28 protein-coding genes are annotated in these 26,534 nt (G+C 52.8%); 10 read left to right on the top strand and 18 right to left on the bottom strand.

Annotation, left to right across the window (positions count from 1 at the left end; all coding sequences use genetic code 11):
• Positions 1–10 precede the first annotated feature (10 nt).
• The 7 genes from IT971_RS20780 to IT971_RS20750 all read right to left on the bottom strand — a co-directional run bounded on the left by IT971_RS20780 (position 11) and on the right by IT971_RS20750 (position 7,657).
• Positions 11–676 carry a sugar transferase gene (locus IT971_RS20780; RefSeq protein ID WP_082822656.1) on the bottom strand — a complete coding sequence of 222 codons (666 nt, stop codon included), beginning with the start codon at positions 674–676 and terminating at the stop codon, positions 11–13.
• 70 nt (positions 677–746) lie between these two features.
• Complete coding sequence (locus tag IT971_RS20775; protein ID WP_063092331.1) at positions 747–1,865, bottom strand: AbrB family transcriptional regulator; 1,119 nt, start codon at positions 1,863–1,865, stop codon at positions 747–749.
• Between the two features lie 2 nt (positions 1,866–1,867).
• Positions 1,868–3,550: a methyl-accepting chemotaxis protein gene (locus IT971_RS20770; protein WP_063092332.1), complete on the bottom strand. Its 1,683-nt coding sequence runs from the start codon at positions 3,548–3,550 to the stop codon at positions 1,868–1,870.
• 35 nt (positions 3,551–3,585) lie between these two features.
• Entirely contained in the window at positions 3,586–5,121 is a 1,536-nt protein-coding gene (locus IT971_RS20765; protein WP_037988912.1) for a tripartite tricarboxylate transporter permease, read from the bottom strand.
• Positions 5,122–5,131: 10 nt separating this feature from the next.
• A complete protein-coding gene (locus tag IT971_RS20760; RefSeq protein WP_007088608.1) occupies positions 5,132–5,605 on the bottom strand; it encodes a tripartite tricarboxylate transporter TctB family protein in 474 nt (157 codons plus the stop codon).
• A 46-nt stretch (positions 5,606–5,651) separates the two neighbouring features.
• Positions 5,652–6,650, bottom strand: a complete 999-nt coding sequence (locus IT971_RS20755) for a tripartite tricarboxylate transporter substrate binding protein (RefSeq protein ID WP_007088609.1) — start codon at positions 6,648–6,650, stop codon at positions 5,652–5,654.
• 326 nt (positions 6,651–6,976) lie between these two features.
• Complete coding sequence (locus IT971_RS20750) at positions 6,977–7,657, bottom strand: IclR family transcriptional regulator (protein WP_007088610.1); 681 nt, start codon at positions 7,655–7,657, stop codon at positions 6,977–6,979.
• 119 nt (positions 7,658–7,776) lie between these two features.
• On the opposite strand from IT971_RS20750, the gene IT971_RS20745 reads away from it, so the two are divergent.
• Together IT971_RS20745 and IT971_RS20740 are read left to right on the top strand one after the other, a co-directional pair.
• Positions 7,777–8,994, top strand: coding sequence for a CaiB/BaiF CoA-transferase family protein (locus tag IT971_RS20745; protein ID WP_063092333.1), 1,218 nt, complete (start codon positions 7,777–7,779; stop codon positions 8,992–8,994).
• Positions 8,991–9,839, top strand: coding sequence for a citryl-CoA lyase (locus IT971_RS20740; protein WP_063092334.1), 849 nt, complete (start codon positions 8,991–8,993; stop codon positions 9,837–9,839). Before IT971_RS20745 ends, IT971_RS20740 begins: the two co-directional genes overlap by 4 nt.
• Positions 9,840–9,843: 4 nt before the next feature.
• Here IT971_RS20740 and IT971_RS20735 read toward each other — a convergent pair whose 3' ends face one another.
• From IT971_RS20735 to IT971_RS20720, 4 genes are all read right to left on the bottom strand, one after another.
• The gene (locus IT971_RS20735) at positions 9,844–10,623 is read right to left on the bottom strand and encodes an anti-sigma factor (RefSeq protein WP_063092335.1); all 780 of its coding nucleotides are present in this window, start codon (positions 10,621–10,623) and stop codon (positions 9,844–9,846) included.
• Entirely contained in the window at positions 10,620–11,123 is a 504-nt protein-coding gene (locus IT971_RS20730) for an RNA polymerase sigma factor (protein ID WP_063092336.1), read from the bottom strand. Before IT971_RS20730 ends, IT971_RS20735 begins: the two co-directional genes overlap by 4 nt.
• Positions 11,124–11,216: 93 nt before the next feature.
• Complete coding sequence (locus IT971_RS20725; RefSeq protein ID WP_110252574.1) at positions 11,217–11,603, bottom strand: hypothetical protein; 387 nt, start codon at positions 11,601–11,603, stop codon at positions 11,217–11,219.
• A 93-nt stretch (positions 11,604–11,696) separates the two neighbouring features.
• On the bottom strand, positions 11,697–12,743 hold the full coding sequence (locus tag IT971_RS20720) for an ABC transporter substrate-binding protein (RefSeq protein ID WP_223304913.1): 1,047 nt from the start codon (positions 12,741–12,743) through the stop codon (positions 11,697–11,699).
• A gap of 228 nt (positions 12,744–12,971) precedes the next feature.
• On the opposite strand from IT971_RS20720, the gene IT971_RS20715 reads away from it, so the two are divergent.
• Both IT971_RS20715 and IT971_RS20710 read left to right on the top strand, forming a co-directional pair.
• The gene (locus IT971_RS20715) at positions 12,972–13,637 is read left to right on the top strand and encodes a response regulator transcription factor (protein WP_007088617.1); all 666 of its coding nucleotides are present in this window, start codon (positions 12,972–12,974) and stop codon (positions 13,635–13,637) included.
• Positions 13,634–15,040 (top strand): sensor histidine kinase, encoded by a 1,407-nt coding sequence (locus tag IT971_RS20710; protein ID WP_037988904.1) that lies wholly within the window; start codon positions 13,634–13,636, stop codon positions 15,038–15,040. Before IT971_RS20715 ends, IT971_RS20710 begins: the two co-directional genes overlap by 4 nt.
• 8 nt (positions 15,041–15,048) lie before the next feature.
• Here IT971_RS20710 and IT971_RS20705 read toward each other — a convergent pair whose 3' ends face one another.
• Positions 15,049–16,026 carry a response regulator gene (locus IT971_RS20705; RefSeq protein ID WP_223304911.1) on the bottom strand — a complete coding sequence of 326 codons (978 nt, stop codon included), beginning with the start codon at positions 16,024–16,026 and terminating at the stop codon, positions 15,049–15,051.
• Between the two features lie 134 nt (positions 16,027–16,160).
• Here IT971_RS20705 and IT971_RS20700 point away from each other — a divergent pair, with 134 nt between their 5' ends.
• The 3 genes from IT971_RS20700 to IT971_RS20690 all read left to right on the top strand — a co-directional run bounded on the left by IT971_RS20700 (position 16,161) and on the right by IT971_RS20690 (position 19,404).
• Positions 16,161–17,327: an EAL domain-containing protein gene (locus IT971_RS20700; RefSeq protein ID WP_063092338.1), complete on the top strand. Its 1,167-nt coding sequence runs from the start codon at positions 16,161–16,163 to the stop codon at positions 17,325–17,327.
• A 204-nt stretch (positions 17,328–17,531) separates the two neighbouring features.
• Positions 17,532–17,897: a hypothetical protein gene (locus IT971_RS20695; protein WP_233495314.1), complete on the top strand. Its 366-nt coding sequence runs from the start codon at positions 17,532–17,534 to the stop codon at positions 17,895–17,897.
• 43 nt (positions 17,898–17,940) lie between these two features.
• A complete protein-coding gene (locus IT971_RS20690; RefSeq protein ID WP_223304908.1) occupies positions 17,941–19,404 on the top strand; it encodes a sensor histidine kinase in 1,464 nt (487 codons plus the stop codon).
• 46 nt (positions 19,405–19,450) lie between these two features.
• On the opposite strand, the gene IT971_RS20685 is transcribed toward IT971_RS20690, so the two are convergent.
• The 4 genes from IT971_RS20685 to IT971_RS20670 form a co-directional block, all read right to left on the bottom strand.
• Positions 19,451–20,665, bottom strand: coding sequence for a response regulator (locus IT971_RS20685; protein ID WP_063092341.1), 1,215 nt, complete (start codon positions 20,663–20,665; stop codon positions 19,451–19,453).
• A 22-nt stretch (positions 20,666–20,687) separates the two neighbouring features.
• Complete coding sequence (locus tag IT971_RS20680; RefSeq protein WP_007088624.1) at positions 20,688–21,158, bottom strand: response regulator; 471 nt, start codon at positions 21,156–21,158, stop codon at positions 20,688–20,690.
• A 210-nt stretch (positions 21,159–21,368) separates the two neighbouring features.
• Positions 21,369–21,839: a DoxX family protein gene (locus IT971_RS20675; protein ID WP_082822657.1), complete on the bottom strand. Its 471-nt coding sequence runs from the start codon at positions 21,837–21,839 to the stop codon at positions 21,369–21,371.
• 38 nt (positions 21,840–21,877) lie between these two features.
• Positions 21,878–22,579, bottom strand: coding sequence for a pirin family protein (locus IT971_RS20670; RefSeq protein ID WP_037989206.1), 702 nt, complete (start codon positions 22,577–22,579; stop codon positions 21,878–21,880).
• Positions 22,580–22,717: 138 nt separating this feature from the next.
• On the opposite strand from IT971_RS20670, the gene IT971_RS20665 reads away from it, so the two are divergent.
• Positions 22,718–23,629, top strand: coding sequence for a LysR family transcriptional regulator (locus IT971_RS20665; protein ID WP_063092342.1), 912 nt, complete (start codon positions 22,718–22,720; stop codon positions 23,627–23,629).
• 96 nt (positions 23,630–23,725) lie between these two features.
• Positions 23,726–24,514 carry a sirohydrochlorin chelatase gene (locus tag IT971_RS20660; RefSeq protein WP_223304907.1) on the top strand — a complete coding sequence of 263 codons (789 nt, stop codon included), beginning with the start codon at positions 23,726–23,728 and terminating at the stop codon, positions 24,512–24,514.
• A gap of 10 nt (positions 24,515–24,524) precedes the next feature.
• Here IT971_RS20660 and IT971_RS20655 read toward each other — a convergent pair whose 3' ends face one another.
• Entirely contained in the window at positions 24,525–25,457 is a 933-nt protein-coding gene (locus IT971_RS20655) for a LysR family transcriptional regulator (RefSeq protein ID WP_063092343.1), read from the bottom strand.
• A gap of 100 nt (positions 25,458–25,557) precedes the next feature.
• Positions 25,558–25,734, bottom strand: coding sequence for a hypothetical protein (locus tag IT971_RS20650; protein WP_156484574.1), 177 nt, complete (start codon positions 25,732–25,734; stop codon positions 25,558–25,560).
• A gap of 234 nt (positions 25,735–25,968) precedes the next feature.
• Here IT971_RS20650 and IT971_RS20645 point away from each other — a divergent pair, with 234 nt between their 5' ends.
• Positions 25,969–26,418 carry a PaaI family thioesterase gene (locus IT971_RS20645; RefSeq protein WP_062950308.1) on the top strand — a complete coding sequence of 150 codons (450 nt, stop codon included), beginning with the start codon at positions 25,969–25,971 and terminating at the stop codon, positions 26,416–26,418.
• Positions 26,419–26,534 lie beyond the last annotated feature (116 nt).

Genomic DNA, 26,534 nt, shown 5'->3' with positions numbered 1-26,534 from the left:
CCAGCGTTTTTCATTCGGTACGACATGATGACAGTGTTTCAGGGGATGTGCGCTTAGGGCCATTCACCCAGTACCAAGGGCGCGTGATTGTGCAGATCAAAATAAGTATGTCAGATGTCAAAGATTGCTGGTTGATATAGAGAAGATCACAGTCAAGGCGGCTTTTCAGATCAAAACTGGACTGAATTGGGCCGCGCCAACCATTGATCTGGGCCAGACCTGTGATGCCAGGTGGCACCTGATGGCGTGCATTATAAAGCGCAAAGTGCCGGGCGAAATCGTGATTGTCCGCTGGTGTATGCGGGCGTGGCCCGACAAGTGACATATCACCACGAACGATATTGAAAAGCTGCGGCAGCTCGTCCAGACCCCAGCGCCGAATGAAATTACAGAATTTTGTCGGTGGCAGAGGTGTGCCTTCCGGGCGTATCGAACCCCAAAGAGTGCAGAACTTATAAATATTGAAAGGCCTGCCAAGATACCCGATGCGAACCTGTTTGAAAAATACGGGGCCACGATGATCGCATTTCAGGGCTATCGCTATCATAAATAGTAAAGGCAGGGCCGCGATAAGTAAGGTTGTGGCAACTGAAAGATCAAAGAGCCGTTTCGGCAAAGGACTTTGGCCGTGTAAGCCGAATGTTTGCGAGCTCCGCCCCGAAAGCCTCGTTTGCATTTTCTGTTCCCCGCCCGGAATGTGCAGGAAAAGATTAGCGAATTAATCGTAAGACGCCAACGCTTTATAACTAAAGGTTGTTTAAACGCTTTTGACGATATCGTTCGAACCACTTTGCCATGATTGGTGCCAGCAATACGATCTCGAAAATGCGGACGATATGATGGAAAGCAACAAAGCTTGGTTCGACATTCAGCGCTAGCGCGATAAGGGACATTTCCGCAACGCCACCCGGTGCGAAGGCGAGCAGAACAGCAATATAATCAAGATCCAGCCAGTCAGAAACAAACCAGGCCACTCCGCCGGTGAAGGCAAGGATCAGCGCAGTGGCAAAGATCGAATAACCTGCAAGACGGGCGAGGAAGGAAAGCTTTACCCCGGCGAAGCGACTGCCAATTGCCGAGCCGAGGATCAGAAGGCTTCCGGCCAACAACCATCCGGGCAGATTGCCCTCCACAAGACCGGTTACATGCAAAACCATGCTGGCCATCATGGCGCCGGTCATTTCGGCGGCGGGAATGCCGATTTTTCGGAAAACCAGGACGGTTGCAATCGCACAGAATGCCGTGATCAGTCCCTCGGACAACGTCATCTGGATGGCTTCGCTATCGCCATGACCACTTGCGACGACACCGGTGATCATAAGGACGATCAATGGTGCTGACATGACCAGAAGCAGAACGCGCAAACCCTGTGTGAGGGCGATTTCCTGTTCATTGCCGCCTGCGGCGGCACCCAGAACCACCATTGGCGTCAAACCGCCCGGTGTGGCTGAAAACAAAGCCGTTGCCGGATCGAGTTTTGCGACCTTGCTGTAAAACCAGGTAACAACAAGCGTGATGATCGGAACGTAAAGCAGAACCGCAATCATACTGATCGGCCATCGGGCCGCCTGATCAAGGGTATCTGGGGTAAAGGATGCCCCGAGAAATACGCCGATCACACCCAGAATAACGGAGCGAAATCGCATCGGGATACCCATGCGGACACGCAGCAGGCTGGCGACAAATGTCGCGAGCATTGGCCCCATCATCCAGGCAAGCGGCATATTGATGCCGTATGCGATCAATCCGCCCACAAGCCCTATGCCAAGTGCCACAAACAGGTTTTTGAAAAATTTCGGGGTGAGGCTGCTGGAAAGGCGGTTGATCCAACTGTCGTCTGCGGGCCTTTCCGGCGGGACGCTCATTATTATGCCTCGGCCTTGTTCTTGTTGATCTGGTCAAGGAAGCCGTCGATCGCATCACGCAGGCGGGCAGCTTCGGCATTCAGGGTGTTTGTCGCACGCGAAACGTTTTCCGATCCGGTGTGAACGCGGGCGGTTTCCGTATCCAATGCACCAACTGCATCGGCAACCGTCCGCATGCCACCATTGGCATCATGGATGCTGGTCGATATGCCATTGGTCGAGGCTTGTTGTTCTTCCACCGCCGCCGCAATGGCCGCGGCTGATTGATCAACTTCACCAATAACATTGGCAACGGATTCAAGAGCACTGACAACATTGTCCGTCAGACCGCGGATTTCTTCGACCTGTGCCGAAATATCCTCGGTCGCGCGGGCGGTTTGCGATGCAAGGTTTTTAACCTCGCCTGCGACAACGGCAAAGCCTTTGCCTGCGTCACCGGCACGTGCTGCCTCGATCGTTGCGTTCAATGCCAGAAGGTTTGTCTGGTTGGCGATGTCTTCGATCAGCGTAACAATATCACCAATTCGCTGGGTTGCTTCGGTCAGCTGTTCAAACAGGGCGCGGGAATGTTCACTCTCAGTGCGGGCGCGTCCGGCAACTTCGGCTGATTTCTGTGCCTGCTGGCCAATTTCGCCGATGGCCTCTGACAGGCTGGCGGTGGTTTGTGATACGGCCTCGATATGATGCAGGACAGCTTCGGAATGATGGTTGGCATCAGCAGCACGTGCGGTGGCCGATGTCGCAATCTGTTCCATGTCGTTGGCCGAGCCGTTCAGTGACCCGAATTCACGGTCAAATCCGCCAAGAGCTTCCTGGACGGCACGCTGGAAATTGTCGGTTGCCTTAACCAGTTCAAGCTGGCGTTCGCGTTCTATCTTTCGCACGCGTTCGCGTTCATGACGCAGTGTTTCGGCTTCTTTTGACTGATCGCGAAGAACGGTTACCGAGCGCGCAACCACGCCAATCTCGTCACGGCGCTGCACACCACGAATTTCCACATCAAGGTCACCCTTGGAAATCTGTTCGATCAGTTGCGCAAGATCGGTCATCGGGCGCGAAATACGGCGTGAAACAAAAACTGAAACGACTGCCGCGACAAAGATCACGACAATCGCGACAATGACGAAGACCTTCTGAAGTGTTTCGGCCTGCGCTTGGGCGTTGCCAAATGATGTGGTGGCAACTTCCTGAGACTGCGCGAGAATTTTCTGCAACGGTACTTGCAGTGCGCGGAAGGACTCATCGGCACGCGCAATAACCTCAAGCGCGCCATAGATATTCATCTCGCTTTCGATCAGGAACTGATCGACTTCGTTCATATAGGTGTCGTAGGCGGTGGTAAATTCATCGCCGCCGACTTCTGCCAGACGTTCGGCAAGCGGGGCCAGTTCGGTAGACAGATTACCGGCCTTTTCGCGAAGTTCGGGAACAGCGGCGGCATTAACGCCGTTGGAATCCCACGTCAGAATCCGGAAAAGGCTTCCGTGCGCTTCGTTCAGCGCGTCACTGAGTGTCAGCGCATCGGAACGGCGTTCATAAGCTTCGACGCGAAGGTTGTTCAGCGTTTCCTTTTCGCTTTCCAATGTCAGAACCGTTGCGATACCCATCGCAATGATCACAACCATCAGAAAAACAGGAACCAAAAGGGTTTTCGGGCCGATTGAAAGATTATCGAGAAAACGCATCGCTTTTGTATCCTTCGCGTCGAAGATATTTGGTCTTACATTTCGCCGTCGTTCGGAACGGCCTTGCGGTTGCGCAACCACTGACGGGTGTTCCCGACAAGCGGTGCCAACAGGAAGGCAATGCTGATCAACAGGATTATAAGCGTAATCGGGCGTTCCCAAAGGAAGGAAATCGAACCATCACTGATCATCAATGCGCGACGCAGGTTTTCTTCCATCATTTCGCCCAGGATGAAGCCCAGCAGCATGGGTGCCATCGGATAGTTCAACAGGCGCAGGCCAATAGCAATTGCCGCGGCCAAGACCATCATGTGAATATCCATGGTGTTAAACGTCACCAGATAAACACCGATCAGCGAGAAGAACAGGACGAACGGAACCAGCAACTGTTGCGGCAGTGCCAGCAAACGCGAGATGTACGGGATCAGCGGCAGGTTCAGAACCAGCAGAACGATATTGCCGATATACATCGAAATGATGACCGACCAGAACACGTCAGGCTGTTCGACGAACAGACGCGGACCTGGCTGAACACCATAAGAAATCAGCGCACCCATCATCACGGCAGTGGTCCCCGAACCCGGGATACCAAGTGTTAGAAGCGGGACGAACGAACCGGAACATGCCGCGTTGTTTGCCGTTTCCGGAGCTGTGAGACCACGGATTGATCCCTTGCCAAACTTGAGCTTTTCCTTGGCACTGGCCAGGTTGCGTTCAAGGCCATAGGCAAGGAAGGACGCGATCGTTGCACCGGCACCCGGAAGAACGCCGGTGAAGAAACCAAGCACCGAGGAGCGGGCGATGACCGGGGTCATGATTTTGACCTCTTCCTTCGTCAGCTTCATGGAGCCGAGGTTTCTAAGTGCTTTTTGTTCGTCAGTACGGGTATCCTTGGTCGGACGCAGAATCTGCAGAAGGGCTTCGGACAGGGCAAATGTCGACATCGCCAGCAACAGGAAGCTGATGCCGTCGACAAGGTCCATGCTGCCAAAGGTGAAGCGCGCAACGCCAGCCGCCGGATCGGTGCCGATGGTTGATAGCATGATGCCAAACAGGGTCATCGTGATTGCCTTCAGAACCTGTCCCTTTCCGGCGAACGCGGAAACGGCAGTCAGGCCCAGAACCATCAATGCAAAGTAATCAGCCGACTGGAAGGACAGCGAAACCGAAGCCAGTGCCGGTGCTGCAACCAGAAGGAAGATGGCAGCGATCGTGCCCCCAGAGAAGGAAGAATAGGCCGCGATGGCAAGTGCCTTGCCGGCATGGCCCTGCTGAGCCATCGGGTAACCGTCAAACGCCGTGGCAACGGTTCCGGCAACGCCGGGCGCATTGATCAGGATTGATGATGTCGACCCGCCAAAAATCGCGCCGTAATACACACCAGCCATAAGGATCAGGCCAGTAGAGGGATCAAAGCCATAGGTGATCGGGATCATCAGCGCAATGGCCGTGATCGGACCGAGACCAGGCAACATGCCGATAAAGGTACCGGCAAAACAACCGACAACAACCATCAGAAGGTTGATCGGCATGACCGCGGTCGAAAGACCGGAGAAAATTCCTTCAAGCATTTCTTTCGCCTTAGCCCAGCATTTCGAAGATGTCGCCCGGTGCCAGATAAATCCCCATCAACTGGGACAGCAGGAACCAGAACACGAAAACGACAGGTACGGCTGCACCCAGCAGGACCTTGATGCGGCGTTCGCCAAGAACGGCAAAACCGCCCATCAGGAAGATGGTGGTCGAGATCAGGAAGCCGAGATAGCGAATGGTCAGGCCATAGAAGATCATCAATGCGGCAAGCATGATGACCGGTTTCCATTTCATGCCGCGGAATGCGGCAAGGAGGCTGCCGGCCTCTCGATTGGCCGGCAGTACCAGTTGGACGAAGGAAACCACACCCAGTACCCACGCCACGGCATTAGGGAGGGTCCGGGCATTGAACGGGGCATCTTCGTCACCGAACAGAAGCGGGATATCGCGAACATAATAGCCATAGATCAGCGCAAGGCACAAAAAGAGCAGTGCGCCGAACTTGTCACGATTGATGGACATGGCGTGGTTTCCTTCAGAGGTCTTTTTTATTGCAGGTCGGGATGGCTTATTTCAGGAAGCCAAGTTCACGCATCAGATCGCCAACCGTTTTTTCCTGATTTTCCATGAACGCGGAAAACTCGGCACGCGGCTTGTAGAACTTTTCCCAGCCGTTACGCTTGCGAACGACTTCCCATTCTTCGGTTGCCTGAACGTCTTTCAGAATCTTGGCGTATTCGTCCGCCTTTTCAGCCGAAAGAGCCGGGGAACCGAAATAACCACGCCAGTTGATGAATTCAGCATTAATGCCAAGCTCACCCAGCGAAGGAACGTCCGGAGCAACTTCGATCCGATCGGTCGAGGTCACAGCCAGAATACGAATCTGACCTGCTTTGTGCAGTTCAAGAAGTTCGCCAAGACCGGTCGAAATAACTTCGGTTTCACCCGACAGGAGACCGGCAATTGCTTTGCCACCAGCGTCGTAAGGAATGTATTTCACCTGTTTGGCATCACCGCCGCCCTGCTGAACAGCATAGGCCGCAACAATGTGATCCATACCGCCGCGGACCGAACCGCCACCAAACTTGACCGAGCTCGGATCAGCTTTGATCGCTTCGACAACATCGGTAAAGGATTTGTAAGGGCTATCAGCCGGAACGCCAAACGCGGCATATTCAGCAACAACACCGGCAATCGGGGTCAGGTCACGGAACGACTGCGGGAATACGCCGGTCAAAGAACGGATGATGATCGGGGTGGAGTTGACCATCAGGGTGTTGTCGAGGCGATCTGCAGCTTCGATCATGTAGGCAATGGCTTTACCACCACCGCCGCCAGACATGTTTTCATAAGACGCCGTACCGACCAGACCAGATTTGGTCAGGGCTTCACCGGTACCACGTGCAGTGCTGTCCCAGCCACCGCCGGCACCACCCGGAACGATGAAGTGGATATCATTAACTTCCTGCGCTTTGGCATCAAAGGCGCCAAATGCAGCAGTTGAAACGGCAACAGCAGTTGCTGCAGCCAAGAATCCGCGACGTGAGAACATCGTCAGCTTCGTCATGTTGTCGTCTCCTCCAGACACAAAAACCTTCCCTGGCCGCCGATTGGCGGCAGGCCGATCAGTTCAGGACAAGGCATCTGCAATGAAGGTCTGGCTGCGCTTGCATTCCGGCGACATGCCGGTACCCCATGACAACAAACAGCTGAAGGCCTCCCTTGCCGATGATCCTTTTTGATTGTCCTTATATCAGATCATTCGACCTGACGGATCGGCAGCGCGAAGACGGTAACAGGCAAACCTGTCACCAACCTGTCATCGCACCAAACAGAGTGAAAAAAGTTCACAGCATTTATGATCATGCGGCAAAAGCCGCTGCGGAAAACGGTTTATGCCGACAATGCTCGTCCACACTCAAGGGCATGTTTCTTCAGGAAAAGAAGTGCTTCCTTGCGTTTCGATTGATTGAACCGGCTGACCGGTCCCGAAAGAGTCAAAACACCAAGCAGCCTGTTCTGCCGGTCCAGAACGGGTACTGCGATTGCTGATATATCCGGATCACGTTCGCCTTCGCTTTGGGAAAAACCGGCTTCAAGAACGTCAATTGCATGATCATCGACGCCATTACCCCATGCGCGTATCACGTGCCCGGCCGCGCCACGATCACAGGGGAGTATCGCACCTTCTTCCAGATGGTGGCGCAGGCTGCTGGGGGAATTTTCGCGAAACAGGCACAGGCGGTTTTCTCCTTCGGGCACATAAAAAGAGGCTGTTTCGCCGCTGGCCAAAACAAGCGCCGACAGATGTGGTCGAACTACGTCATCCATACGAAATGAACGACGATATATTGACCCCAGACGCCACAATGCTGGTCCCAGCCGGTAACGTCCACGCCCCGATATTGCCAGAAACCCCCGCGACTCCAGCGTTCCAGCCAATCGGGTGATCGTGCTTTTATACATCCCCGTGCGTTCAGCAAGGTCCTTGAGCGAAAGATCGGCGTCGCGATCTGTAAAAGCATCAAGAATGACCAGGGCACGTTCAACCGCGCTAACATTCTGTTCTGACATGATTAATCCGATTTCCGTGTGGCGGTTGGACCCGATGCAATGTCATTGGGCGTTTTGTGATTGGTCAAAATTCTATATAATAGAACAAAATTCTACCAGACAGAATTTAAGGAAATGTCATGGATACGACCAAACCACTTGCCGGTATTACCGTTCTGGACCTGACCAACGTTCTGGCGGGTCCGTTTTGCTGCCATCAGCTTGCCCATCTGGGGGCTGATGTCATCAAAGTCGAAGCACCCGGTCGGGGGGACCTTGCACGTCAATTGGGCGCGGATCAGGGATTGAATGAAAAGCTGATGGGTGTTTCGTTCATGGCGCAGAATGCCGGGAAACGATCCGTCACGTTGAACCTCAAGGATCCGCGCGGTAAGGAAATACTCAAAAAGCTGGTCGCGAAGGCGGATGTCGTTGTCGAAAATTTCCGACCCGGCGTGATGGATCGGCTTGACCTTGGCTATGATGTGCTGTCGAGGGTAAATCCGGCGCTGGTTTACTGTGCGATTTCGGGTTTCGGGCAAACCGGACCGATGAAAAAGCTGCCTGCCTATGACCAGATCGTGCAGGGGCTTTCGGGCATTATGACAATCACCGGCGAAGAAGATAAGGAAACCTATCGTGTCGGATATCCGATGGCTGACACGATAGGGGGCCTTACCGCCGCATACGCAATCACAGCGGCACTTGCCGGGCGTGCCATGGGAAGCAATGAAGGCAAGGGCAGTTTTATCGATATTTCGATGCTGGAATCCGTAATTGCCACCATGGGGTGGGTGGTGTCGAATTTCCTGATCGCCGGGAAACAGCCAACAGCCAACGGAAACGATAATTTCACATCCTCGCCGTCGGGTACTTTCCGCACACAGGATGGCAAGATCAACATTGCAGCAAACAAACAGGAACAGTTTGAAGCCGTTTGTGATGTTCTGGAATTGCCAGACCTGAAAATCGATCCGCGTTTCATTACCCGAACGGAACGCCTGTCGCATCGCAGGGAACTAAGCGATCTGCTTGAAGGAATACTCGTAACCCGTCCAACAGATCACTGGGTTTCAAAATTCAACGCCGCTGGCGTACCGGCAGGCGCGGTTTTGACCGTGCCGCAGGCACTTTCGCTGCCGCAAATTGCCGATCGCGGGATGCTTGCCGATTTTACCGATGTACCGCGTGCCGAACGTGACATCCGCATTCTGCGTACCGGTATCAAGATGAATGGCGACGCGCCTTCGGTTAATGCGCCACCACCGGTTCTGGGACAGGACAACGAAACCATTCTGGCCACTCTTGGTCTTTCCGCCGAGGAGGTCGCCACCTTGAAAGCCGAGGGCGTGCTATGAGCGATAAAACTGTAAAAGACATTGAAAACGAAGTCAGCGACTGGTGGAAAACATCCATCATCGATATGGAACCGGGGAAAATCCATTTCAGCGGTTACGCCATTGAGGATCTGATCGGCAATATCAGTTTCCCCGGTATGATTTGGTTGATGACGCGCGGTGAGTTACCATCAAAGGGACAGGCAGCCTTGCTTGAGGCCGCGCTTGTCGCGGCAGTCGATCATGGCCCGCAGGCACCGAGTATCGCAATCGCGCGAATGGCTGCGACCTGCGGGGTCGGGTTGAATAACGCGATGGCCAGTGCTGTAAATGTTCTGGGTGATGTTCATGGTGGGGCGGGCGAACAGGCTGTCGGACTTTACCACGATATTGCCGCGCGCATGGATAGCGGCGCAAGCCTGGCCGATGCGACAGCTGCTGGTCTGGATCATCAGATTGCCGAACATGGCAAACATATTCCGGGATTTGGGCATCGTTTCCATCCGCTTGATCCGCGTGCCCCGCGTTTATTGTCGCTTGTTGAAAAGGCGGCTGCGGAGGGCATCGTTTCCGGGCGCTTTGGACAGATCGCCAGTCAGATCGAGGAAACCCTTCTGCAACGCAAAGGCAAACGCATCCCGATGAATATCGACGGTGCGACGGCGGTGATATATGCCGAGCTTGGATTTGCAGCACCTCTTGCACGGGGCTTGTTCTGTTTGTCCCGTTCGGTTGGGATACTCGCTCATGCCTGGGAACAAACCAATCAGGGGGGGCGCAACAAGGGGCCAATTCCGCGTCGTCTGATCTGGAATTATGACGGTCCGGAACGCCGCCCGTTCCCGAAAGATGTCGGCGATCAGTAAGGTTTCAGGTCGGCAGCTGCGCGTAGATGCTGCGCGCAGCACTTTCCAGAAGATCCCGATCAAATTCGCCACTTAAGGCATAACCGATCCCCTGATCGACCCAGTAAAAGGTGCCGATAGACCCTTTCTGATCATAGCGAAATGCCGTTGATCCATTATCAGGATCACGTGCGATCATTACGGTCAGTCTTGCACCACTGCCATCCTGATACATCAAAAGCGCACCGGGTTTGCCATCAAAGGGCACCAATCGCCCACCAACGAGTTCGAAACCCTGTGTTTCCAGATCAGGCGCCGTCATCGACATGCCAAGACGTTTGCCTAGCCACGTGACCAGATGATCCTTTTCATTGGCGTAGACTTCTACCGGATGGCGAACTTCGCTGGCATAAATTCCATATCCGTCACGTGATGCCTTTTGAAGGATGTCGATATAGGAGGCTTCACGGCTGGTTGGGCCAATGATTTTTTGTCCCAAAAGCGCGCTGGCCCCTCCGGCGATAAACAGGATCAAAGCCGCAGCAAGGTTGCGCCAGATTGTGCGATGATGTTCTGTTGTTGATGCGCGACGTCGTGATAGGGGAAGTCCCAGATATGCATCAGGTTCGGGGAACAGATCCCTAAGAATTACATTTTGTCTGCGCCAGGTTTCAACCTTTTGCCGGTCTTCAGGGTGGGTTTCAAGCCAGTCGTCGACAGTCTGTCGACGTTCATCAGATAATTGGTTGTCGACCCACGCATGAAGATCATTTTCGGTTACGGATGTGTTGTTCCTATCGTTCATCTGGAACTCCGTAGTTCAACAATATTGTTGCCGGAAAGCTGTTTGGCAAGGAAGTGACGGGCACGTGACAGGCGTGACATTACCGTGCCTACCGGTATGTCAAGAATCTCTGCAGTTTCGCCATAGCTGTATCCTTCAATCGCCACCAGCATCAATACAGATCGCTGATCGGTCGGCAGTTTTTCCACTGCCTCGCGAAAGGCATAATGTTCGACAGTCAGATTGGGACTTTGCAGACCCGGATCGCTGTCGGTGGTATTGATTGGGACATGTGGCGGGGTGCGGCGGTTTTTGCGCAGGTTATTGTAATTCAGATTGGTCATGATCCGTGTCATCCATGCGCGCAGATTGGTGCCGCGCCAGGATGCCTCGTTTTCCACAGCATTTGTCAGGCAGTCCTGCAACAGGTCTTCGGCATCGTGCGATGATCGGGTCAGGCTGCGCGCATAGCGGCGCAATTGCGGGATCAGATCAAGCATCGCCTGACTCTGTCGCGACATCACATTATCCTCCGGGCAGCACGAAACGAATTTCGTACTGCCCCGGAAGACTTGCAAAACAAATTGCAATCAGACCTGTTACGGATTGGTCGCTTAAGGACGGGCAGCATCCCAGATATCCTTGAAGCCATGACCCGTTGTGTCGCCTTTTTTAGTGTCTTTGACCCAGAAATAGAGCGGTTTTCCGTCTTTGGCCCATTGCATTTCGCCGGTTTTACGCTGGATCAGGCCGAAGTTGCCATCCGCAGTTGCACCGGCTTTGGCAATAAAGGGCGGCCAAGCACTTGCGCAGGCATCATAGCAATTCGATTGTCCGTCCGTGTCCTTGCGAAAAGTGTAAAGGGTCATGCCATTTCCACCGGCAAGTACCGGGCCAATGCCGGTTTCAACGGTCATGGTATCGGGAGCAGCAAGGGCGACGGTCGAAAGCGGTAGGGACATCACAGTGAACAGGCCGGCAGCGATCATAAGCTTCTTCATGAATTCCTCCTTGGAACAGGGACGGATCGAAAATCCGCCTTCATCAAGCAAGACACCGCCGCATGGTATTTTATTCCGGCCGATACAAAATTTTTACCGGCGATTAAGCAATGCATCCTGCCAGCGGCTTAAAAACCGCTGGCGTTTTGCCTGATCGAGATAAACCAGAAGCCCGGGCCCTACAGGGAATGATCGGACCCGTTCGCCGTAGCGGTCAAAAATCAGCGACGAAAACGGGCTGGGTGGGACATCGGGGCGGACCGGGTTAAAATTCCCTTCATCCTGCAGGATGCTCTGGCCTTCGATAGAAAGGATATAGTCAAGGAATCTGCCGCCAGTTTCCGGGTTGCGCGCGCCGCGCGGAATGATGGCGATACGGGAATAAACAACGATGAAATCATCAGGCAGGATCACCCCAAGATTGGGGTTTCGGTGACTGAATGTTTCTGCATATGATCCCAGCAAATTGTATCCTAGGACCAACTGACCGTCGGCGATTTTTTCAAGCATCGGGGATGTGTTGGAATACAGTTTTACCCTTGCCTGCCCCAGTGTGCGGACAAAATCCCATATCCCCGAAAAAAAGCGTTCATCGCGTGCCAGAAACAGGAAGCCAACCCCGCTGCGCTCGATATCATAGGTCGTGACTTTTTCGCTGAGCAGATCGTCATGATCGTTCAGAAGCCGGATGAGGTCGTTACGTGTTCTTGGAGGTTCGAGATTGTTTTCGCGAAAGAACTGCCGATTATACGCCATTACGGCGGGTTCTTGCGTGACGGCAAATGCTTCGTTGCGCCAGCGCGCCCAGTTTGGCAAAGCGCGGGTCTGATCGCTTTGATGGGAAATGGCATAACCGTCATTCGCCAGTTTCATCTGCAAGTCCATCGAAGAACTGATCACCAGATCGGCGTTTGGTTCTCCGGCTTCATGCTCCGCCAGGGTCTGGTGATACATTTCCAGCGTTTGCAGCTGATGATATTCGACGCGAATTTCGGGGTTACTTTGCTGGAAGCCATCAATCACAGGGCGAAAGGCCTCGATGTCGGCCGATCCATAAATGACGACAGTTCGACTTTCCGATAACAGGTTCTGTTCCGGGTCGCCGGGACCTACATTTTGCTGTGCAGGAAAAACAAACAACTCGGCAGACGCGGGAAAAACGCGGAAAATTGCTGCGCAGAAAACTGCAATAATGATAGTACTGCGCAGGTTCATTGCTTACAGGCCCTCATTAACCGTTTACGCGCAGGCGTGATGCCAGATGATTATATCAAGGCTTTCCCGATCCGGCAAAATCTGGAAAATTCATGTGGTTCGGGCAATATGTACCAGACCCTTCTGGTTTAACAGGGGACCGGACCCGATACAATGAGAGTCCTTGTCGTAGAAGATCACGCAGCACTTGCCGATGGCATCGCCCGCTCCTTGCAGTTGGCGGGCTATGCGGTTGATGTGATTTCCGATGGCGAGGAAGCGGATGAAATTCTGCGTACACAGGAATACGGTCTTGTGGTGCTTGATCTCAACCTTCCCAGGATGGACGGACTTGAAATACTACGCCGGTTGCGTCATCGCGGGTCAGAAAGTGCGGTGTTGATCCTTACGGCCCGCAACGATATCGATGATCGTGTGCGCGGCCTTGATCTTGGTGCGGATGATTATCTGGCAAAACCGTTTGAACTGATCGAGCTTGAAGCGCGTGTGCGCGCCCTTATGCGTCGCCATTCCGGTACGCATAATACCCGGATCACCTGTGGCCGCCTGACATATGATACCGTAGCCCGCCGTGCGATGATTGACGGCGAGGATATCGAAATTCCAAGGCGAGAACTGAATATCCTTGAGATTCTGTTGCTGCGGCTTGGGCATGTCTTATCCAAGGAACAGATTACAGACCAGCTTGCCGGATTTGAGGATGATATCAGTGCAAACGCGGTCGAACTTTATATCAGTCGATTGCGCAAACGCGTCGAAACGGCTGATGTTAAAATCCAGACCATCCGCGGCCTTGGCTATCTGCTGAAAAAAACATGAAGTGGCGTAACGCATCCCTTCGCCGACGATTGCTGATCTGGCTTCTGATCCCGTTGCTTCTGATCAGTTCGCTGATGCTGTTCGAGGTGCGCAGCAATGCCGTGCATTCCGCCAATCAGGCGTTTGATCGTGCGCTTCTGAGTTCTGCACTGGCAATTGCTGATCGTGTGGTTCTGATTGGCGGCCAGATCGAGGTTGACGTGCCTTATGTCGCGCTTGAGATGCTGACAAGCTCCGCACAGGATCGGGTTTTTTATCAGGTCAGTACCGCACAAGGTGAATTCATAACTGGTTATGAGGAATTACCACCGGTTCCCGAAAAACTGATGCCACTACTTGAAGAGCCGGTATTTTATGACGCGGAATATAACGGTGAACGTGTGCGGATCGGGGCGTTATCGCGGTATGTTGCCAGTGCAAGGATGGCGACCCGTTTTCACGTACTGGTCGCGGAAACTACCGGAACACGCGAAAGCCTGAGCGAGGATATTCTGGCACGTGCCGCTGTCCGGCAATTCGGACTGATCCTGATTGCGGCTCTTATTGTCTGGTTTGGGATCGGGCAGGGGCTTAAACCGCTGGCGCGATTGGAAGAAGCACTTAACCGCAGATCGCCTTCGGACCTGAGGCCGATTTTGCATGATGTCCCAACCGAAGTGCGCCACCTTGTCGGGGCGATCAACCATTTGCTGAAACGCTTGGAAAATACGCTTTCGACCATGCAGCGCTTTACCGCAGATGCCGCGCATCAGTTGCGGACACCATTGGCAGCGTTACGTACCCAGGCCGAGCTGGGACTGCGTGAAAAGGACCCGGAAAAGCTGCATGATGTCATGGAAAAGCTGGCGGCATCAACGCGTCAGACATCCCATCTTGCCAATCAGTTGCTGGCATCTGCACGGTCCGCGCCCGAAGGTCTGGCCGGACGACCCTTTGTCCGTATTGATCTGGGCGAGATCACCCGCGCGGTCACGGGCAGCAAGGTGCCCGAGGCACTGGAACGCGGTATTGATCTCGGATACGAAGGGATTGACGGGGCGGCCCCGATCATGGGCGATGCGACGCTGATCGAGGAATTGCTGAAGAACCTGATCCACAATGCGTTGACCTATTGCCCAGAAGGCAGTTCGGTCACGGTTCGGTTAATGCCCGAGGCAGGTAACACTGCATTCATCAAGCTGGTGGTGGAGGATGACGGGCCGGGCATTGCGCTTGAACATCGCAAGCATGTGTTCGAGCGGTTCTATCGCGTGTCGGATGGCGGGGAAGACGGATGTGGTCTTGGCCTGTCTATCGTGCGCGAAATCGCCTTGCGCCACGATACCCGTATCGGGCTGGATGAACCCGAAAATCACAGCGGCGCGATCTTCTCGGTGCGTTTCCGATTGGCATCAGACCAATAAAACGCACTTTAACGGCGAAGGGCTGGGATGGTCGACAGCACGGTTTTCATTAATTGCGGCTGCCTGTTAACTCCGATTTTGGAAAACACCGTTTTGAGATAGGTGCGCGCCGAGCTTAGCGAAATACCTACCAGATCTGCGGCCTGATCAAGGGACATTCCTTCTGCCAGTTTTTGTGTCAGTTTGGCCTCGGACCGGGTCAGACCAAACACATCAATCAGATCATCAATTGTTGGCGGCCCCATTCGTTCAGGTTCAACCAGAATGAACACAAAACTGTCTTTCTTGTCAGCACCATTTCGTACACGACGCAGGAAAACCGAAAGGGCACCCTGTTCATGATCAAGCGAGAAACCGCGTTGCATCGCAGGGACACGACCGGCGGGGGGGTGCAGAAACCGATCCAGATCATCCGGGGCATTGTCGATCAGAAGCCGGTTTTCAGGATTAACCTGCATGGCGGGTGATCGGCGTAGCATTTCCGCAGCCTGTGCATTCATATGTGAAATCGCAAGCCGGTCATCGGTTGCAATCAGCCCCAGATGAAAGAGATCCAGGAATGCCGCGGGGATTGTATCGCGGCTCTCTCCGCGTTTGCGGGCGATTTCGGTTTCGATGCCCTCAAGAACCGTCTTCAGGGCGGTAGGTTTGGGGTAGAACCGAAATACACCGAATTCATTGACCGCGGTTAATGCTGATTGCAGATCGGCATAGCCGGTCAACATGACGATGATCAGATCGCTTCGAAGATTTCGAAGCTTGGCCGCCAGCTCAAGCCCGGTCATGATCGGCATGTGAATGTCAAGGATCGCCGCCGTAACATCGGGATCACCAGAAATTTCTGCCAGCGCGGTTTGCGGATTGTTGAAATACAATCCCTGCCAATGCGGGGCGAGACGCGCGAAATTCCGCCGGTGCGATGACAGAAGGTTTTCATCATCATCGACAAAAGCAATGCGGACAGGCTGATCCGACACCATTGTCATGCACACTCCACATATGGGGATATTGGTGCGTCCATCCTGACATTATTCTTCGGTATATCAAGACCTGTATGAACTGGTGAAGATCGTTCGTGCCCAGAATCTTTAAGGTTTCGTAATAACCGGAGTTGTTTCAGATGAGCGTTGCTGCAGCCGGTCTTCCGACGGTTCTGATAGTAGATGATGATGAGAATCTTCTGGCTTCGGTATGCCGTTCTTTGTCCGGAAGCTTTAATTTAGTCAAATATATCAATGGTGAAGCAGCTCTTGAATGGTTATCCAAAAATCGTTCGGGTGTGAATATCATTGTAGCTGATCTGGTGATGCCGACGATTGATGGAATCAGCTTTCTGAAACGTGCATTTCGGTGCGCCCCCGATATTCCGAGGATTCTGCTAACCGGAAATATTTCGGCAGTTCCCATGCGTGAAGCAAACGGTCTGGCAAAAGTCAGTAAAATTCTGACAAAGCCGATTTCGATTGCGACCTTCAAGGAAGTGCTTTTCAAGACGATTGAGGACAAACGTAAAGAAAGTCATGCTGATCAACTCATTGCCGATACGTTGAATGAGCTTCTTGATCGATCCGCAGTCACAACCGCGTTCCAGCCCCGTGTCAGAGCCGAAGACTTTTCGCGAACGGGGGGCGAGGTTCTTTGCCGAATGTCTGATGTGCATAAAGGTTATGATATCGGGAAAATCATAAGGCAGTGCCAAAATCAGCCTGTCATGGATCGTCTGACGATGTGTTTGATGGATATGACGACTAATTCAGCGCCTGTTTATCGCAAAATTCTGGGTTCAGGTGCCCTGTTGTCACTTAATCTTGATTACGCCTCGGTTTGCAACCGCCAGTTCGTTCAGGCTTTGTCTGGCTTTGTTGCTGAAATGCAGAAATATGGTTTGGAAGTCGCGTTTGAAATTCATGAGATGCAGCTCGGCAAGATTGACGAAAATTTTATAAAAAACGCGAGGTTTCTCTCAGATCGCGGAATACGAATTTTTATTGATGGGTTTGGGGCTGATAAAGGGGCGTTGGAGTTGCTGCGCCACGAATTTTTTGTTGGCGTTAAACTTGATCGTCGATTGATCCGCCAGGTGATGGGAAATGACGATACGGGCAGATTTATTTCTTGGATTGTCCAGATATGCCGACAGATTGATTATTCGGTCGTCGCCACCGGCGTTGAAAATGAGGCAACAGCCCTTCGTCTCAGAAGTTATGGCGTTGATGAATTGCAGGGATATCTTTTTGGTATGCCACAACCGATTGAAGAACATATTCCAAGTATCTTTACGAAATGAACCGGCCATACAGCCATTTTTTCCGGCCCAGCTATTGTTGTAACCCTTTGGCGTGACCAATGTGTAAATCAGTTTCGGAGTACAACTATGATGATGAAAACGATCATTAAATTTACGATGGCTTTGTGTGTCATCGGTTTTCTCTCAACGGAAAACGCCCGAGCAGCCGGAAAGCTCATACTCTCAAACACGGGCGGTGAAACGGTGACTGTCTCGTTTGATGAATTGACCAAACTGCCAAGCACCGAGTTTTACACCTCGACCCCATGGACGGATGGTGTTCAGAAATTTCAGGGTGTCGATTTCGACGTTCTGTTCGATACCTATGGCATCACCGCCGATACAGTCCGCGTTTCTGCGCTAAATGATTATAGCGTCATGGTTCCGGCTGGTGTCCTGCGTCGTGACAATGCCATCCTGGTTTATCGACTGAATGATGCGGAAATGTCGGTACGTGACAAAGGGCCGTTTTGGGTTGTGTTCCCCTATGACAGCGATACCCGTTTCCAGACTGATACCTATTGGTCTTATTCCGTCTGGCAGGTGAAGTCGATTGATGGGCAAAACTAGAAATTTTCTGTCAAAAATATCGAACAGGGCCATTTTTTCAATTTTGGCTCTGTTCGTTGTTCTTTATGGGGTTTTCTCGATCGCAATCGTAAGAAAGCTCGAAGATGAGAAATTTGCCTATCGCGAAAATTTTGCATGGGCAGTTTTCCAGATTCAGCGGCAGTTCCTCGAAATCGAACGGTATATCGAGTATGCCCGTTCCGATGGCGTTGTTGAGAGGGATGAGCTTGAAAAGGTTTTACTGGAATATGAAATCTTTGTTAGCAGAACCCTATTGGTCAAGCAGGGCGAAGGGTTTCAGGTTTTAGCCCAAATCCCGGAAGTTGGCGATTTGCTTGCGATGCTTGATGAAAAGATCGCACGGATTGATGAGCGGATTAAAGGCGTATCGAACGCGACTGCATTGGTGGAATTTATCCGCGAAGAACTTGTGTCGATCGATGATCCCTTGCAGCAGGCGGTGGTGCGGACAACAAATTTTGTGTCAGTCTACAATGCAAGTAACATCGCGAGCGTAAAGTCCGACATAGAGATTCTGTCATATCTGTTCTTTTCCGGGATGATCGTGATGATTGGTCTGGCGATCTTTGTAATTCGTCACCGTCAACGTGCATTTGCCGCTGATATCGATGCAAGACGCGCACGCCAGGAACAGGAAGTGATTGAAGAAGCTGCAGATTACGCGAAAATGCATGCTTTGGGGACGCTGGCTGGTGGGGTTGCACATGAAATCAATACCCCAGCCCAATACATACAGAACAATCTTGAATTTCTCTCTGACAGCTTTAACGATTTCGTTCATGCACTCCGCAAAGACGAAGGTGACGGGTCTGTTCGTCTTGAACTGGCGCCGGAACGGATCGATTTTATGACCGAAGAAATACCGCTTGCGATCCGCGAGAGTATTCAGGGGCTTGATCGTATAGCGGAAATTGTTCGTGGTATCCGGAAATTTGCCCATCCTACAACGGACTCTGTGGAACGGATTTCCATCGCCGAGGAAATTGAAACGGCGATAACGTTGACGCGTAATCAGGTCAAACATGTTGCCGAACTCGAACAAAGCTATGATACGGACGTCACCGAAGTTGAAGGGCGGCGGAACCATTTGTCACAGGCCCTGATCAACCTGATCGTCAATGCTTCGCAGGCGATCCGCGAGTCGGGGCAACGTTCCGGCAAAATCAAACTGAATGTCACGTCGGACGCTGAGAATGTTTTTATCCGATTAAGGGATAATGGCGGTGGTGTTCCCGAGGATTTACGAGATCGAATTTTCGATTATTTCTTCACGACCAAGGAACGGGGCGTTGGGACGGGGCAGGGTTTGCCGATATGTCGGAAATTGATTCAGGACGATTTTAACGGTGACTTGACCCTTTCCGCTCCGGACGGCGAAGGGGCGGAATTCGTTATTCGAATTCCGAAACCCGGTATTCGATCAACTGATGATGATAGCGCATTGAATTACACCGCGACCGATGAATTCTATGACATCCGGTCGTGATGTTCATGGTCGTCGGTATCGTTTGACTGAAATGGAAGGTGATTGGTCAGGCTTGGTTATCGCCAAGTGGGGCACAATGACGTTCCCAATTCGCCCATTTTTGCTGGGCATCACAATGGGCGATGAAACCCGAAGCGCGATCATATTTTGCCGCCCGGATATGACGGTCATTGCCAAACTTGCGGGCAAAATGCTGAGCTGCATAAACGATCAAAAGAGACAGCGAGTCACGGGTTGGCGCAGCTTCGGGGCGATGATGAAAAGCAATGTTTTCGACAATTTCGTGCTTGAAACCCCAGAGAGCGGCCAAGCATGCCGATACGGCAGGATGAGACACTCCAATCTCGCCGATCTCAGTGGAAATGATATCGCATTGATCGTCGTCGGCCTGCTTGCGGCTTAAAGCAACCTGATCAGGTATTACATGCTCCATCACATTCAGGCCGATATGACACAGCAATGCTGCTGCCCGAATCAGATCAATTGTTTCTGAGGGCATGCCTTCAAGTTTTGCGATCCCGGCCGCCATATTGCCCAGAATGAGGCAGCGATCTATTGGCTGGTCGATATTGTCAGGGTCAAATCTGGTTTGCTGTCCATGCAAGGTCCAAATGACACATAGTGCCTTGATGGTTTCAAGACCGAACAGGTCAATCAGGGTAACGAGATCCGGACCCTCTGTTGGCAGGATCAGCTTTTCGCGCCGCGCCATTTCGCATACCAGCATAATAAAACCAGGATTTTCAAAGGAGAATTCCTGTAGTTCGTTCTGACTGTGTGGTCCCTTATATTGCAGAATTGCATGAAGCCGGTAAAACACCGGGGGCCAGACAAGTTCAGCAGGCATGCGGTACAGAATATTGATCAGCTGGGGGTCTCGCAGATAGTTGCGCAGTATCAGGCCACGTTCGATGGCATGAATAACTTCCTGATCGCTGCAGGGTTTCATCAGGAAATGATGGGTTGCCGCAAGACCGGTCTGGATAGCCTGTTCATCGGCGTAGCCGGAAAGAAGGATGCGTGCGGTATCCGGATATTTCCGGGCAACAGACCGAAGCAATTCTGCCCCGTCCATCTCGGGCATGCGCATGTCCGAAACAATGACATCTGCACTATGCTGATCCAGATTTACGAGTGCTTCTGCGCCGCTGGTGCAAAACCGCAGTTTCCAATTCGGGCGTTTGGATACGATACGGCGGCGTAATCCGCTGAGGACATGGGGGTCATCATCGACGAAAATGATTGAAGCGCTTTCTGGCATCCCGGCTCCTTCGCGGAAGGGTTCAGGCAATTGCTGCCATCAGGCTGGCAGCATCGCAGGGCTTTGACAATACAAATGCGGCTCCGACCGATACGGCTTCTTTACCCATATCCGGATCAAAAAAGCCGGTCAGCATGATCATGCGGGTGCCTTCTGCATGTTTGATTTGTCGGCGTTTGATTTCATAGAGCGTTTCGATCCCCGACATGCCGGGCATCATGTAATCAATCAGTATGACGTCATAGCTTTGCTGTTTTCGCGACAGTTGCGCCATCATCTGAAGTGCGGTTTCACCGTTTTCTGCAACATCGACGGATTGTGCTCCGCCGCTGCGCAAAATCCGACGGATAGAGAAGCGGACTTCGATACTGTCGTCCACGATCAGGAACTTTTTCTGCGCGTTCGGTTTGCCAAAAGCATTGTCACCCTTACAGCGACGCAAGCCATCGGCAATGGCAATATCATTATGGCTATTGGATTTTATCGCGTTCATTTCTCAAACTCTGACCGTAATGGTTTCCTGAAGACCGGTTGATCAAAATACTGGTTCAGTTGGCAGTCTTTTATGTGTGCATGTTACGTCGGTTGAGAAGAGCCACATATCCCTATATAGGGAGGGAAACAAAAAAAGGGCTGCCGGTAAGGGCAGCCCGAAGTCGTTGTTCAGGGAAGAGGGAAGATCGTTGCGTTAGGGTGAGCAAGATCAGAATTCGATACCAATCTTGCGATCGATCGAATATTTTCCGCCGCCACGGATCAGGACCGAAAGCGCCATCAGCCCCCAGAAGACCGGCATTTCAAACCCGGCATTGTTCCATGCATACCCGTTGGGCAGATGAATGGTGACCGCAACAGCCATAAAGGCAATCACGGCGGCGGCTACCGGGCGGGTCAGAAGGCCCACAGTCAGCATCAGGCCGCCCACGAATTCCAGAAGCCCGATCAGAAGGGCAAACAGGAAGCCCGGGGCAAAGCCGATGCTTTCAAGCCAGCCAGCCGTACCTTCAAGGCCATAGCCACCAAAGGCACCAAACAGTTTCTGGGCACCGTGCGGGACCAGAAGAAGACCCGTGGTGACGCGGACGATCACGGGTGAAAGAGGTTCAAGGGCAGTCCACAGATTGCCAAGGGCCGGGATAATCGGACGTGGTTTGGTGTGTTCAAGGGACGACATATTCGTTTTCCTTTGAAGGGTCGGACCGGAAGACCGGCTCAGGCGACCATGTCAAAAACAAGAGCTTCGGCTTCGGTTGCGTCGGTGAAGACAAGTTCATCTTCGTCCCGGATGGCGGCACCATCGCCAGCCTTCAGGGTTTCGCCATTAACGCTCAGCATGCCGCGCGCTACTTGCACCCAGGCAATCCGGCCCGGTTCGATTTTATGGGATGCTGTTTCGCCTTCACCCAGATGGGCAACGTAAAGGTCAACATCCTGATGAATGGTGATCGATCCATCCCGGCCGGTGCGGCTGCCGATCAGTGACAGGCCCGAACCCGTATCGGAACGTGCGATTTCCTTTTCCTCGTAACCCGGTTCGAGGTTCGCGGCTTCGGGTATGACCCAGATTTGCAGGAAATGAACCGGCTTCTCCTTGGAATGGTTGTATTCCGAATGACGGATGCCGGTACCGGCAGTCATGCGTTGCAGGCGGCCCGGACGGATAACGGAACCGGTGCCAAGGCTGTCTTTGTGTTCAAGCGCGCCATCAAGCACATAGGAAATGATTTCCATATCCTTGTGGCCGTGGGTGTCAAAACCGGCACCGGGGATAACCCGGTCTTCGTTAATCACGCGCAGCGGGCCCCAGCCCATCCGTTTCGGGTCGTAATAGTGACCGAAGGAAAAAGTGTGATGGGAGTCAAGCCAGCCAAACTGGGCGCGGCCACGGTCTGCGGATTCGATCTTGGTAATCATGTTGGTCTCCATCAGTTGAATGCTGTTCGTTGGAGCCAGAATACGCTTTTCGACAAAAGTGACAATTATCTTAATAATGTGCATACTGTCGCAAATTATGCGACAATTGTTGTGGCCTTCGCCAGATGGAGCGTGCGGATGGACAAGCTGGTAAGCTTGCAAACCTTTGTAAAAGTGGTTGATGAAGGAAGCTTTGCCGCAGCGGCACGTGCTATCGGGCAGTCACGATCCCAGGTTAATCGTGCTGTTATTGCACTTGAAGAAGACTTGGGCGTGCAGCTTTTGAACCGTACGACCCGTCAGGTTGCTGTCACGCCAAGCGGGCGCGCTTTTTATGACCGGGCCAAAGCGGTTCTTGCCGATTTGCGCGAAGCAGAAGAAGCCATTCGTGAAAACCGCGCAACCCCGTCGGGGGATATTCGCATCAATGCGCCGATGTCCTTTGGCACCCTGCATCTGGGGCCTGCTTTGGTCGATTTTGCCCGTGAATACCCTGAAATACGGGTGGAGCTGGCACTTTCGGACCGGTTCATCGATCCGGTTGCTGATGGTTACGACATGACGGTGCGGATCAGTCAGCCAAGCGAGACATTGGCACTGATTGATCACGAAATCATTCCGATGAACCGGGTTCTGTGTGCATCGCCGCAATTCATCCGAAAGCATGGCGAACCTGTATCGCCCCGTGATCTGGCAACCTTGCCTTGTTTGCATTACGGTAGCTTGCCCGCCGGGTCGAGCTGGAAGATGACCGGACCGGACGGACCGGTTTCGGTGCAGGTGAATGGCGTGTTCTGCTGCAACAATGCCGAGGTTCTGCGTGATGCAGCCCTGGCTGATCTCGGATTGGTATTATTGCCGACCTTTATCGCCGGTCCGGATTTGCAAAGCGGCAATCTTGTCAGTGTTTTGTGTGATTATGCCTCGCCAGAGCTTTTCCTGTATCTGTTGTATCCGCCCAGTCGGCAGTTATCGGCGCGTATCCGGCTTCTGGTTGATTTTCTTTATGACCGGTTTGGCGGGCAACCGCGTTGGGATCTGGTACAATAATCTGCCTGTGGTGAAATCCGATCTCTTGCGAGGTCCGTATCAAGCATTAGATCTCGACCAGCTTTGGAACTGTTCAAGGACTTGGCGGAATTCGATATGCCGACCCTGATGATTGTGTCGCACGGTAACAGTGGTAATGGCGGTGATCCTGCGGGAACACTGGCAGAAGCCGTGCGCGACCATTGGTCTGGTTTTGTGCATCATGGCTATATGCGCAGCCAGCCCTCGGTTGCGGATCAATTGGCAAAGCTGAAACGCAATCATGACGCCAGCGAACTGATCGTCTTTCCGCTGTTTTTCAGTGAAGGTTATCTGGTGTTTCAGGAATTGCCGCGCAATTTGCGTGATGCCGGACTTGATCGTGCGGTAATTCTGCCGCCTGCAATCAATTTGCCCGGTTTTGCGGAGATGGTTTCACGTCATGTGAATTCTGCGATGGTGCGGCGTGGTTGGGATTGTTCGGAAACGTCGGTATTTCTTGTGCCGCATGGCCTTAAAACCCTGACCAAAGCATTGCCGGAAACCGTCAGGCTTGCCAATGAAGTGGGTCAGTTCTGCCCCGATGCAGAAATTTGCATTGGAAATATCGAAGGCAACCCGTCCATTCGCGATTGGCGGAAAATTGGCTCGCGCAAACGGGCTGTGATTGTTCCGATGCTGGCTGGCGGCGGCACGCACGCCACCACCGATCTGCCGGAAATGATTGCCGGGCAACCGGATGAAGCCATTGAGATACTTGATCCGATTGGCGAGTGGGCCGAATTACCCGACTTGATCCTGAAGGAAGCCGCAAAATACGTCCGGTCTGAAATGGGCAGGCCAAATCTGCGGTTAAGCGCGAATGCCAAAGACGGCCATGCCGCAAGCAGTGCAGCCATTGTATAAAATCGCGTGATCAGCCAAGACCCGGTTTGACTGTTGTTTCGGACGATTTCTTTAACAGATAGTCCCGGAATATTTTCGCCGAACTGGTCAGGGTATCTTCGCCGTCATGCACGATCAGCAACTGGCGTTTGGCCCAGCTATCGGCAATCGGTGCGCCGGAAATATTCATGTGATCAATGTAACCGGCAACCGAGCTTTGCCGCAGGAAGCCGATGCCAAGTCCGGCGGCGATCATCTGGCGCAAGGAGCCGAAACGCATGACCTTGATATGCGGATGCATATCGTGATGCAGTTTGCCCGCCGCCTCGCTGATCAGGTCATCAATCACGCCGCCTTCATGCAGGGAAATGATGTCGTATTTCGCGGCTTCGGCAAAGGTAACCGGGGCGGGATTGGATGGATCGGGGATGAGCGGATGGCCTTTGGGCGTCACGACCCAGATCGGGTCGTCGCAAAAGACGTGGTTCGACAAACCCTGACAGGGGCCGTTATCGGCCATGATCGCCAGATCGGCCCGGCCTTCGCGGACGGCATCAGAGGACTCGCGCGATGTCAGTTCGCGGACATCGACGGTCACATCGGGGAAATCACGTTGAAAATCGGCCAGAAATGCAGGCAGTCCGGTGAGGATTGCCGAGGTTACGGCAGCAAGATAAATCTTGCCCTTTTCGCCGGTATTGAAATCGCGCAACTCGTTTGACAGGTGATTAAGATCACCCAGAAGCTTTTCGCCGTAGCGCGCGAAAATGGTACCTTCCTCTGTCGGTTCGACACCGCGGGGCAGACGACGCAGCAGCTTGACGCCAAGCATGGCTTCAAGTTCGCCGATGCGGCGACTTACAGCCGATGTCGCGATATGTTCGCGCCGGGCGGCTTCATTGATGCTTCCGGCGCGCACAATGGCGACAAACAACCGGATCGTGACGATATCAAACTTTTGCATTCAACCGTTTTCGGTTGTTTGGTTGAAACCGTCAAGGGCGATGAATTGTCACCATCTTCTGGATGCCAATCCTCAAACCCGCAGGGTCAGAGAGGGCGAATTAGCCCTCGACCTGACGCCATGCATTGTTCCATTCGGTCATCAGTTCATCATGGGTGCGTGCTTTCGACGCTTTCATGATCACGGCGACCTGAAGAGCATGAACAAGGTTGGTGAACCAGTTGACGCGAACTTCGCGTTCGATGGTGGTGGTGTCTTTAAGTGCAAGCGTTGCCATGGTTAGGTTCCTTTGCGTCTGGGGTGATTTCAGATGTACCAGAAGCCGTTCGAACCCACTATTCTCGTTTCACCGCTATCCCCTTCTTGTTTGGAGAACGATAGATATAACTAATTGATATTAAGTGATTAATTTATATCGCAACGCACAATCTATTGCCAAACTCGGATGGTCCAAAATGTTGGATTTATCTGCTATAGCTTGGCAAACAGGATTAACGCAAAGGTCGGCGACATGAGTGATGTGAATGACAATCTTGCCTGGGAACAGGCGCATGGTAGCGGGCTTCAGGCTTATCTGGGCTATCAGGTTGTTGAATGGGAAGAAGATCGTGCGGTGGTGGAACTTGAAATCAGGGATCATCACCGCAATCGTGCGGGCATCCTGCATGGTGGCGTGATTGCGACCCTGATGGATACGGCGTCGGGCTGTGCTGTCTGTTACTGTGCTGTTCCGGGGAATGTCCGCAAATCTTTGACCCTGTCACTGACGACCAATTTCATCGGAATGGCAACCGGCGGCACGGTGCGGGTTGAGGGACGCAAACAGGGCGGCGGGCGCAAGATCGTCTTTACCGAAGCCACCGCCTATAACGCGGCGGGCGAAGTGATCGCAACCGCGACCGGCACCTTCAAATACCATCGCGGCAGCGAGGACCCGAACGGGGTGCCGCGCGACGCATAGGGTTCATGAAAATACAGGACGGCCCCGGATGGTAGCCTGCTTCCCGCCTTTCTGACCGGGTATAAAGTTTTTTCAAAAAGTTCTTGATTTGTTCTTTTTATTGTGGCATAAGGACA

Origin of the sequence: Thalassospira sp. B30-1, assembly GCF_015767575.1 — a bacterium.
GTDB lineage: Bacteria > Pseudomonadota > Alphaproteobacteria > Rhodospirillales > Thalassospiraceae > Thalassospira > Thalassospira xiamenensis.
This window is presented reverse-complemented; position numbering and strand designations above follow the sequence as displayed.

Excerpts from the sequence above, each read along its gene's own strand:
- IT971_RS20755 (WP_007088609.1), bottom strand. The coding sequence starts at position 6,650 with ATGACGAAGCTGACGATGTTCTCACGTCGCGGATTCTTGGCTGCAGCA.
- IT971_RS20700 (WP_063092338.1), top strand. The coding sequence starts at position 16,161 with ATGAGCGTTGCTGCAGCCGGTCTTCCGACGGTTCTGATAGTAGATGAT.
- IT971_RS20665 (WP_063092342.1), top strand. The coding sequence starts at position 22,718 with ATGGACAAGCTGGTAAGCTTGCAAACCTTTGTAAAAGTGGTTGATGAA.
- IT971_RS20715 (WP_007088617.1), top strand. The coding sequence starts at position 12,972 with ATGAGAGTCCTTGTCGTAGAAGATCACGCAGCACTTGCCGATGGCATC.
- IT971_RS20780 (WP_082822656.1), bottom strand. The coding sequence starts at position 676 with ATGCAAACGAGGCTTTCGGGGCGGAGCTCGCAAACATTCGGCTTACAC.
- IT971_RS20740 (WP_063092334.1), top strand. The coding sequence starts at position 8,991 with ATGAGCGATAAAACTGTAAAAGACATTGAAAACGAAGTCAGCGACTGG.
- IT971_RS20745 (WP_063092333.1), top strand. The coding sequence starts at position 7,777 with ATGGATACGACCAAACCACTTGCCGGTATTACCGTTCTGGACCTGACC.
- IT971_RS20675 (WP_082822657.1), bottom strand. The coding sequence starts at position 21,839 with ATGTCGTCCCTTGAACACACCAAACCACGTCCGATTATCCCGGCCCTT.
- IT971_RS20670 (WP_037989206.1), bottom strand. The coding sequence starts at position 22,579 with ATGATTACCAAGATCGAATCCGCAGACCGTGGCCGCGCCCAGTTTGGC.
- IT971_RS20735 (WP_063092335.1), bottom strand. The coding sequence starts at position 10,623 with ATGAACGATAGGAACAACACATCCGTAACCGAAAATGATCTTCATGCG.
- IT971_RS20680 (WP_007088624.1), bottom strand. The coding sequence starts at position 21,158 with ATGAACGCGATAAAATCCAATAGCCATAATGATATTGCCATTGCCGAT.
- IT971_RS20725 (WP_110252574.1), bottom strand. The coding sequence starts at position 11,603 with ATGAAGAAGCTTATGATCGCTGCCGGCCTGTTCACTGTGATGTCCCTA.
- IT971_RS20770 (WP_063092332.1), bottom strand. The coding sequence starts at position 3,550 with ATGCGTTTTCTCGATAATCTTTCAATCGGCCCGAAAACCCTTTTGGTT.
- IT971_RS20655 (WP_063092343.1), bottom strand. The coding sequence starts at position 25,457 with ATGCAAAAGTTTGATATCGTCACGATCCGGTTGTTTGTCGCCATTGTG.
- IT971_RS20765 (WP_037988912.1), bottom strand. The coding sequence starts at position 5,121 with ATGCTTGAAGGAATTTTCTCCGGTCTTTCGACCGCGGTCATGCCGATC.
- IT971_RS20645 (WP_062950308.1), top strand. The coding sequence starts at position 25,969 with ATGAGTGATGTGAATGACAATCTTGCCTGGGAACAGGCGCATGGTAGC.
- IT971_RS20750 (WP_007088610.1), bottom strand. The coding sequence starts at position 7,657 with ATGTCAGAACAGAATGTTAGCGCGGTTGAACGTGCCCTGGTCATTCTT.
- IT971_RS20730 (WP_063092336.1), bottom strand. The coding sequence starts at position 11,123 with ATGTCGCGACAGAGTCAGGCGATGCTTGATCTGATCCCGCAATTGCGC.
- IT971_RS20775 (WP_063092331.1), bottom strand. The coding sequence starts at position 1,865 with ATGAGCGTCCCGCCGGAAAGGCCCGCAGACGACAGTTGGATCAACCGC.
- IT971_RS20760 (WP_007088608.1), bottom strand. The coding sequence starts at position 5,605 with ATGTCCATCAATCGTGACAAGTTCGGCGCACTGCTCTTTTTGTGCCTT.
- IT971_RS20685 (WP_063092341.1), bottom strand. The coding sequence starts at position 20,665 with ATGCCAGAAAGCGCTTCAATCATTTTCGTCGATGATGACCCCCATGTC.
- IT971_RS20710 (WP_037988904.1), top strand. The coding sequence starts at position 13,634 with ATGAAGTGGCGTAACGCATCCCTTCGCCGACGATTGCTGATCTGGCTT.
- IT971_RS20660 (WP_223304907.1), top strand. The coding sequence starts at position 23,726 with ATGCCGACCCTGATGATTGTGTCGCACGGTAACAGTGGTAATGGCGGT.
- IT971_RS20650 (WP_156484574.1), bottom strand. The coding sequence starts at position 25,734 with ATGGCAACGCTTGCACTTAAAGACACCACCACCATCGAACGCGAAGTT.
- IT971_RS20705 (WP_223304911.1), bottom strand. The coding sequence starts at position 16,026 with ATGACAATGGTGTCGGATCAGCCTGTCCGCATTGCTTTTGTCGATGAT.